General features: G+C 35.6%; 2 protein-coding genes and 1 pseudogene. 2 read left to right on the plus strand and 1 reads right to left on the minus strand.

Annotated features, from left to right (window positions below; translation table 11 throughout):
• Positions 1-266 (plus strand): annotated as a pseudogene (locus tag ACNPNW_RS06015) (IS4 family transposase); the annotation flags it as partial.
• Positions 267-285: 19 nt separating this feature from the next.
• Here the strand turns inward: ACNPNW_RS06015 and ACNPNW_RS06020 are convergent.
• Positions 286-459 carry a hypothetical protein gene (locus tag ACNPNW_RS06020; RefSeq protein ID WP_004281965.1) on the minus strand — a complete coding sequence of 58 codons (174 nt, stop codon included), beginning with the start codon at positions 457-459 and terminating at the stop codon, positions 286-288.
• 217 nt (positions 460-676) lie between these two features.
• On the opposite strand from ACNPNW_RS06020, the gene ACNPNW_RS06025 reads away from it, so the two are divergent.
• Positions 677-865 (plus strand): hypothetical protein, encoded by a 189-nt coding sequence (locus tag ACNPNW_RS06025; RefSeq protein WP_167367475.1) that lies wholly within the window; start codon positions 677-679, stop codon positions 863-865.
• Positions 866-1057 lie beyond the last annotated feature (192 nt).

Genomic DNA, 1057 nt, shown 5'->3' on the forward strand with positions numbered 1-1057 from the left:
ATATTCTAAGAAGACAAATGAAACATATGGCTCAACGTGCAAAAGTCAGTCCTTTGAGAATCAGCTTTCATATTGCATCTATTGGCATTCTGAATATATTAAGATTCGACTCTTTAGACTCCGCAGGTAATTTACCTAAACATTTAGAAAGTTTACTGGAAAAATCTAAGAGATATGTTTTGCCTGAGAGGGGAGTGAGGAGTTGCCCACGAGTTGTGAAAGGAACACCACGGAAATACCCAAGAAAATGCCAGTCAATTTCTTAACTGACCGGCATCACTTTAATTAAGGGCTTTCAGATGATTCAGATTTTTTGTCTTTCTCATTTCCATAATCTAAAGCAACCTGTTGCGCTTCGGCGGCGGCAGTTGCTTCTATTGGGATGGATTCATCTGCAATAGCTACTGTTCCAGTAAATCCAAATAAGCTCAGGATTAGAATCTTTGAATACTTTTCCATCTGAATTTCCTCTGCGTTTCTAAAATTTAATTTCAGTGTAGAGGGTAAGTTTAAATTCCGATGTATGAGCTATGTCTGCATATGTAAGATATTCAGGATCCAAGTTATAGAACCTCGGGTTTATGTAAGAATACTTATCGGATGAGTTTTTTTGTAGCGTTGACTGGCCAAATACAGACCGATTTTCTTGAAAATCTTTTATAGGGAAGATAATTTAATGGCAAATTATAAAAAGAGCATAGCAATGGTCAACTGCGGTAATCCCCCCTACAATAAAATCCAAGAAGACATAAACAATATGAAACCAACTACGATGAAATGGATCGGCAATAATATTGAGTTAAATGACATGCAGGGTGTCCATACTTTCTTATTAAGTTTAGAAGAAGAAGGTGGTGTTGATTAATCGCAGTATGTCATGAGTCTTATACAGGACATCGCCCAGTACATAAGGTTAAGTTTGAAAAGAATTAGCACCTCCTCTGAGAGATTTTTCTTTACCAGCCCTGTTTTTGTAACATCTAGTAATTTTTTTGTAACCTTATTGTTATTTATTGTTCACTTTGTTTATTATATAAAAGATAAAAGGTGGAGAATT

This window comes from Acinetobacter endophylla (assembly GCF_053543775.1).

Bases quoted from the DNA above. Each gene is read 5' to 3' on its own strand.
- ACNPNW_RS06020 (WP_004281965.1), bottom strand. From the start codon at position 459: ATGGAAAAGTATTCAAAGATTCTAATCCTGAGCTTATTTGGATTTACT.
- ACNPNW_RS06025 (WP_167367475.1), top strand. From the start codon at position 677: ATGGCAAATTATAAAAAGAGCATAGCAATGGTCAACTGCGGTAATCCC.